This window comes from Pseudoalteromonas luteoviolacea DSM 6061 (genome assembly GCF_001625655.1).
In the GTDB taxonomy this organism is placed as follows: Bacteria; Pseudomonadota; Gammaproteobacteria; order Enterobacterales; family Alteromonadaceae; genus Pseudoalteromonas; species Pseudoalteromonas luteoviolacea.
This window is the reverse complement of record NZ_AUYB01000155.1, coordinates 1-7,268: the sequence shown is the minus strand read 5'-3', so window position 1 is coordinate 7,268 and position 7,268 is coordinate 1. Positions and strand designations below refer to the sequence as shown.

The window sequence follows — 7,268 nt, the reverse complement described above, 5'->3', positions numbered from 1 at the left end:
TCGGCCTGCATAAATCGGCCAGTATCTGCATCGAAGATCCGACCATTCATATGAGCGAATGTGATCTTCAGATACAAATTAAATTAGTTGTATGGGGAGCAACATACATTGAAGCTCCCTTTACCCCCATTAAAAAATGTGGAGATCAGTTGCCAGGTATAAAATCTTGGCCATATTGGTGGAAGAGAAAAATAGGGAATGCGCTGAGAACAAAAACAATATTCCTCTGTTCAAGTGCTTGGCATTGAGAAACGGCAATATCTAATTGCTCTGGAAGGGCTAACTGCTCTAGATCATTTTCAAGTAGATCACTCACTACTCTGCAAGCTTTTTTAACATTAAGCTCGACCAATGTGAACCACATACTCTTAGAAACTTTACGGGGATCGCTTAATTCTTTGACTCCTCGAGCTGAGAGTTGTTTGTAATTCGCACATTCTTGAAGAGTCACTACCTTGTCCATAAACTCGTCAATACTCTCTAGGTCTCTTATAGCTTCAATCATAGGGTAACTAATGAATAGCTTCCCCATATCTGTTTCATCTGAGAAGTAGTCAACCATATCTGTAAGTTTTTGCTCAGAGTATTGCCCGTCATGACAGTCCATATCAAAAAACAAATAGATTTGGTTAATGTCATCTACTTCGTAACCGGCAAGCAGCTCTTTATTTTTCGGAACATCTTTTGACTCCTTAATAACTTCTAATGTATCTACAGCATACTCCTCTTTTGCTAACGCTTTATAAAGTTCGTAGATATCATTACCAAAGCTACACTTAACAATATTACTCCCATCAAGAAAGTGTTTTTGTAAATTGTTAAAATATTGATGTTCTCGCTTTTCACCTTCAAAAACGCATAGAATGACACTTTGCATTTTAAGACAGCCCTTTATAAATCTTTTCTAGGTTGTGCGCTTTACGTAGCTCTTTATCAACCAATGAGTAGAAAGGTTTCTGCACATCATCAAGTAAAAAATAACAATCTGGTCGCAATAGTTCATTAGACATCAGGCTAATATTATGCGTAGTTAACACCGTTTGACACTGAAGCTCTGACAACTTCCGAACAATGTTTTTTGATAGTGAAAAATGATAGTAAGCGTCAAACTCATCTATGAAAGCAAAGCTAATTTCATTGCTTAATAACTTAAGATACCAATAGTAGAAAACCCCCAAAGACATAGTTCCTGTTGAAGCAACAAGTGAGAATTCAATATTTTTGCTACCGAAAACAAACTCAATAACTTCATCATACTTTGGGCCATTAATTTGGAGCTTACATTCAACTCCAGACGCATTTAAAAACTCTTCAAAGTCTTTTACTTTGCCTTTTTCAATAATTGCTTGTGACAACCTTTTTGAGTCAATAACCTGCCCATGAAATTCTTTGTTTCTATTAAGTGTTCTGAAAAATACCATTCCAGCAACAAACTCAATAAATTTAAAGAATGTACTGTTAACTGTATTGTCGGCCAACAGTGCAGAAGAGCTTATAAATTTTACAGCAGAAATTGCACGTGAGGAAAAGTCATTTCGGAGTGTTTCAGCTCCAATAAACCCAAACTTTGCAATATCACTATCTCGCCTATCTAGCTGAAGAACAAGCTCAGAATCAATTGTTAGCTTTTCATAAACCGTAGTTTTGAAATCGGATTTCCCGTACTCATAAACAACCTCTATACCATCGAAATCGAACTGATATTTGAATTCAGCTAATTCACTTTCTGAATCAGCATTTAAATAATTAGAACTCAATGAAGGTAGGACATTTACATCATTAAGGTGACAAGTAATATCTAGGATCGCTAGCCCTAGATTAGACTTACCCTTACCATTTTTACCGTAAACCATCGAGTGCTTGATTAGGTCACCATGCAAAACATTGCTATTAAACTCATATGCTTTACGAGACCTAAAATCAAACTCAAACCAATTGTTAAAGTTTCTAAAACCTTTAACTGCTACTTTTACCAACATAGTAGGTCTTCCGAACAAAACGTTTTAGTAACTCTAACATAAGAACGATATTTGCCGTAAAAAAATTACGGCAAATATCGTCAAGAATGCATCGTTTCTTGCCTAAACCTAAATTAGAACTTTAAAATACTCCTTCAGCTGCATCAATGTGATTAAAAAAGCCGACTGCATTGCTGCAGTCGGCTATGTATTTGCCTAAAGTTAGCGCAATCAATTCAAATAACCTTTTACTGCAAGCCCTTTAGGTGCCTCACTCAGTGCTACGGGGTGACACCTACTTAACGTCTTCCTCAATTGCAGTTGCGTCACTGTCAAATATACTTGCGTTGTAGAGATATCTGAGTGTCCTAGGTATTCCTGTATGTCTCTTACATTTGCGCCATGTTCCATCAGGTGTGTTGCCGCAGAGTGGCGCAGTGCATTGCATGCTGCACCAACATCCAAGCCAGCCATTAACAGGTACTTACGTACAAGCCTGCTTAATTGTGCGCCGTTAAACTTTTTGCCTCTGCTGTCTAAAAACACATGTAAACTCGAGCAAAGTGATGCTAACTTGGGTCGAACATGCTTTAAGTACTGACTCAACCAAAATGCGGTCCTAGGATAAAGTGGAATATATCGACCTTTTCCACCTTTACCTTTTTCAACAAGCACAAAACACTTTTCACCTTCAAGTTGTATATCTTTCAAAGTGAGCTGTGCCAGCTCCATTCTTCGCGCCGCTACACCATAGTAACACTCTAAAATAGCTCTATCCCTAAGCCCATACATGCCAAAATCCACTGTTTGGCTCATCAACCACTCAATCTGCTCTTGAGTGAGTAAAGCCCTTACAACCGGCTTGGGGGCCTTCGGGCTTTTGGCATTCTGTAAAGGGTTACTCTTTAAAATGCCCATAAACATGAGCTCTTTATAAAATGTACGAACATCCGTGGCCCGTTTACGGCAAGTCGTAGGGTTAAGCTTTGCATGAGTTTTAGGGCTTACATAGCGGCAAAGATAAACCTTATATTGGTCGAAGTGCTTTTGGTTTACACCTGTTAGGCACTGTTGTGTTTGCGTATGCAACCAGATCAAAAAAAGCTGTAAATTATTACTTTGCTTTTCAACAGTATTAACTGAGTAGCCATCTGCAAGGCGGCGCTCTCCGTAGCTCTCTAGTATAGATTGCTCAAACACAGTAATAGACTTATGCATGATTGGCCTCCTCATACTTAGATTGAAGGCTGATAGCCATCAGATAGGCGGTTTTCAAGTCTGGAGGTGGCTTATATATCTCTAATTCACTTTGAAATACAAGCCACTGCCGTCTTCTACAGTGGCCAGAACATCGACCTATGCGCTCACCGTAAATAGCGTGAAGTGCTGAGCCGCAATGCAATAAAACGAGCGCTGAGCCACTAAGCCTTTCATGACCGCTTGGCTTTAATATTCCTAAACGCTTAAGCGCACCGCGTAAGAGCTGCCCTTCTTTACTGCGCGGTGACAAAAGCTGGTTTCCCAACGCCCTATTTGCATATCCAAGTAAAGGCAGACAGAGCTTTTTGGTCTCCAGCCGCTCGTTGAACCACTGGATAGTTTCACTCGACGATAAAAGTGACTGGCGATAATAATGGCTGATCTGTGGTAATGTCTGCTCAAAAACATTCTGGTCAAACTGTGCCACATTCGAGGGTTTTGACTTATTCATTGTCTCCTCCCTCGCGTGCAATACACCTAGCTGAGTCGCCTTCCAACTTTATGACATGTGCATAAGATACAATTCTATCCAGAACTGAATCAGCTAAAGTATGATCTTGGAACGCACCATACCAATCTTTAGTGTCATACTGTGATGTGATGATCAGTGACGCTTTACACTCTCGTGACTCTATGAACTCAAACAGTAAATGACGCTCTCTATCACACAAGGGGGCAAGGCCCCAATCATCCAATATCACTATATTCGTACGATTCAATTTGTTTCTGAAGCGCTTTAGATTCATTTCATTTTCCGCAGCGACTAACTCCAACAAAAGATTGTAAAAACGTTTAAATAGTACTGTGATACCCTTATTCATCGCCGCATTGGCAATTGCACAAGCTAGATGAGTTTTACCGACCCCCGTTTTACCTGTGATCACAATGTTTTCGTTTCTGCCTACCCAATCGAATTCCATTAAAATGTCCGCGAGAAGTCGTCGATGCTCGATATGGCGTTTAAAACAGTCTTCAATGGTCGCATCTGACCACCTGAGGTTCGCTTGTTGCCCCATTCTAGCTCTGCGCTTTACATTGTCAGCATCATATTGAACTTGAAGTAACTCACGTAAACGGTCCTCAAAAGCCATGTTTTTGTATGCACTTTCTCGATACTGCTCTTCAAATGCAATTGACAGCTCACTTAAACGTAAATTGGCACACAACTGTTTAATTGTTAGTTTATCCATGAGAAGAGCCTCCATAGTATTCAGGTCCACGAATGTTATCGTGTTTGAACCCAGGTTTTGTTTCGGCTAAAAACTCCCATGGCCTCGCCCTTGCGACCATGTCGACGTAAGTAGGATGATATTGTTGCTTTTCCAGTGCGTAAGCGCAGGCCCTTTCAAAAACAGCTGCACCAACTTTATTACAGCATTTCTGAAGCGCTATACACCGTTTACCAATATGTCGAGAGCGCGTGTTTCTGGTAAAGTCATATTGCTTTAGCGTCATCTGTTGAGCAGCAACCCCGATCTCATGTCCCCAAGCAACAAAAAACTCTTTTGTTTTTTCAGCATCCTTTTGATGGGCAATAGGCATATGTTCTCGAACAATCGTCGCGCCACTTGTGTGCTTGCTAACATGATGTTGAGTAACGAGTTCATGTCGGTTGAGTATATCTATTACACCATTTTCATACACGCGTATTTCCACCCGCTTTCCAATATATTTATGGGGTACAGAATAAAGATGCCCTTCATATGAAATCAGGTATGTTTTTGGAACCGTTAATAACTTCTGATAAATGATGTGCTGATATTCATGTTTAGGTAAATCGGCCAGTGTGCCTTTTTCACTTTTGTAAAATAAGTCATCCCGACTGAATGATTCAGATTGAAACTTAGCAGCATTTATCTTGTTCACTTCACGAAGAATATATGCATTCGCATCATCCACACTGGTAAACATCATGTCTTGCATATAATTGAGAATGCGATACGTCACTATACTGACACCATTTTCGGCCAAAGCATTATCCTGCGATTTTGCTACACGCGATGTATCTGCTAAACAGTTATAAAATCTAAAAAAATGTTTTGCTTCATCGGTATATAAAGGGAGTAACCCCGACTTTTTAACCAACGCTACTGTATTATCACTATGGACCACTTCAGTAACGCCGCCAAAAAAATTAAATGCCTTTTTAAGCGCTAAAAGCCAATCCCTGGTGGTCATACCCCGAGTAGCAAAAGCAAACAACCTTTTTGAAAACCCCAACACAGCGACAAATACAAATAAGCGAGTTACTCGGCCATTTTCTTTCACTGAAACAGTTAGCCCTGCATAGTCGATAAATAGGCACTCTCCAGGCTCATAAAACTGTTTCATTGACGCTTGATACTCTAATATCATTTGTCTGGCTAGAAATTTAAACTGAGTTAGCCGATAAGCCGTTTTTTCATCTACTGATTCGTATTCTAAGAACAGTTTTGCCCAAGTAAGCCTTCTTTTCCCCTTCCTTTTTACTCTGGTTTCGATGATCCGTTCTTTGCAGGGTAAGCGCTTACCTTTGCGTACTCGCTTAATTAAATTAGGATAAAAAATCTTAGCAATAGCGTCATCGCTAATAGAGTCAACATACGCAAAAGACAGCTGCGATTTTTGGACGATTTTCTTCATTTTCCCAAATACTTGATGGGAACAATTAGTAAGTTTTCCTCCCTCTCGGTTACTACAATCAGGCCTGAGTTCACAGACCCGTGTGATTTCTCTGAGTTTATCGAAAGTTAGCATAAATGCCTCCAAAAAAAGGCACACACCCACTGACCAGTCACATTGTATGAGTTGACAGGTTATCGATTTCAAGCTTTACTCAAATAGTCGGAAGCAAGAAATTCGACTATTTTAGAGAGAGCCAAAGCTACAACTTTGGCTTTTTCGCTTTATGTGCCGTAACAATATTTAGGTTCATATGTTTTTTGTCACTTTTTCCTCCCATATGCGATTCATCCAATTAGCCACGTCTATAGAAAACGCAAACCTGCCTTTTCTATTATTAATCTGGAATACTGGAATAGGTAACTCTTTCTTTTGAATTGCTTTTCTGTATGCATTGTGACTTGGGTAGCCCAACACTCGCCATACTTCTGCCGGAGGGATCAATACACCGTATTTGGCTACCAAGACCTTTTCAAAGTCAGGCTTACCTGAATCTGAGTGTGTGGACCCACTTGGCAAATTGCCTGAAACCGCTGACATAGACCCTCCCATTCACCTCATCGACACAATCAATATTGCAAAAATAGCACTAAACTTAAAAAGTGCTACCGTCACTTTTTTTTAAAAAGTGACAGAAATAAACTCAGAATTCGTGAGGTAACTCAATGATAGATATAGACCCACTCACGACTCCTTGGTCACAACATGTAATTTTTGCGTTTAAATTAAGCCCAAATACAGCATATTTACGTGGACAATGTTGGCGTGACCTAGTCGCATATAAGAGAGGCGCAATCCCCAGTGCACAATATTTTGATCAACTGCTAAAAAAGAAATGGATAAATAAGCAGTCAGATAAACCGTCGAGTACAGCAAACAGGATCCAATCCGGGAAATATGGTGTTAGCTTGCGTACTAGAAAAACCGTGTGTAAAGAGTCTTCTTTTTATCTGTGTGAAGAATTTTACCAAAGCCCTTTATGGCGCCTTTTAGATCCTTTGGAATTTAGTCGCGAAAACATCAAAAAATTATTAACCGGGCTTCCTATACACATACCTTACAAACTCCTACTTCCATACTCATCAACTGATATGCCGTATTTTAAGCCTATAAAGAAACGTCTTTTACACCCCGGCCGTGACTTATTTCTGATACACCGCTTAATATACCTACTTATATTGTTCAGATTTCACACAATCAGCGCAAAAATAAAAATACACATGGCACTCATAGAGAAAATAAAATTACAATTAGCTGTGTTTGCATTTGAACCCTATGTTTTCCCACATATTGAAAAGATTTTATATGCAATTTCTCAACTTAAAAATGGCGTGTTATTTTTCAATTCAGATGGTGAAGATTATTTTAGAGGAATAGAACTTTATCACT

Annotated in this window: 8 protein-coding genes; 1 reads left to right on the top strand and 7 read right to left on the bottom strand. The window is 39.5% G+C overall.

Going from position 1 to position 7,268, the window contains the following annotated elements; genetic code table 11:
- Nucleotides 1-145: 145 nt before the first annotated feature.
- The 7 genes from N475_RS24030 to N475_RS24000 all read right to left on the bottom strand — a co-directional run bounded on the left by N475_RS24030 (nucleotide 146) and on the right by N475_RS24000 (nucleotide 6,419).
- A complete protein-coding gene (locus N475_RS24030) occupies nucleotides 146-877 on the bottom strand; it encodes a hypothetical protein (RefSeq protein WP_063366083.1) in 732 nt (243 codons plus the stop codon).
- A gap of 1 nt (nucleotide 878) precedes the next feature.
- The gene (locus N475_RS24025) at nucleotides 879-1,979 is read right to left on the bottom strand and encodes an ATP-binding protein (RefSeq protein WP_063366082.1); all 1,101 of its coding nucleotides are present in this window, start codon (nucleotides 1,977-1,979) and stop codon (nucleotides 879-881) included.
- Nucleotides 1,980-2,189: 210 nt separating this feature from the next.
- Nucleotides 2,190-3,176 (bottom strand): tyrosine-type recombinase/integrase, encoded by a 987-nt coding sequence (locus N475_RS24020; protein ID WP_063366081.1) that lies wholly within the window; start codon nucleotides 3,174-3,176, stop codon nucleotides 2,190-2,192.
- Nucleotides 3,169-3,669, bottom strand: a complete 501-nt coding sequence (locus tag N475_RS24015) for a hypothetical protein (protein ID WP_063366080.1) — start codon at nucleotides 3,667-3,669, stop codon at nucleotides 3,169-3,171. The genes N475_RS24020 and N475_RS24015 overlap by 8 nt, the downstream gene beginning before the upstream one ends.
- Nucleotides 3,662-4,408, bottom strand: a complete 747-nt coding sequence (locus N475_RS24010; protein ID WP_063366079.1) for an ATP-binding protein — start codon at nucleotides 4,406-4,408, stop codon at nucleotides 3,662-3,664. The genes N475_RS24015 and N475_RS24010 overlap by 8 nt, the downstream gene beginning before the upstream one ends.
- Nucleotides 4,401-5,840: a Mu transposase domain-containing protein gene (locus tag N475_RS24005; RefSeq protein WP_162269631.1), complete on the bottom strand. Its 1,440-nt coding sequence runs from the start codon at nucleotides 5,838-5,840 to the stop codon at nucleotides 4,401-4,403. Before N475_RS24005 ends, N475_RS24010 begins: the two co-directional genes overlap by 8 nt.
- 288 nt (nucleotides 5,841-6,128) lie before the next feature.
- Nucleotides 6,129-6,419 carry a hypothetical protein gene (locus N475_RS24000; RefSeq protein WP_081232493.1) on the bottom strand — a complete coding sequence of 97 codons (291 nt, stop codon included), beginning with the start codon at nucleotides 6,417-6,419 and terminating at the stop codon, nucleotides 6,129-6,131.
- Between the two features lie 125 nt (nucleotides 6,420-6,544).
- Here N475_RS24000 and N475_RS23995 point away from each other — a divergent pair.
- Nucleotides 6,545-7,268 (top strand): hypothetical protein (locus N475_RS23995; protein WP_155732625.1); only part of this gene is annotated, 724 nt, incomplete at its 3' end.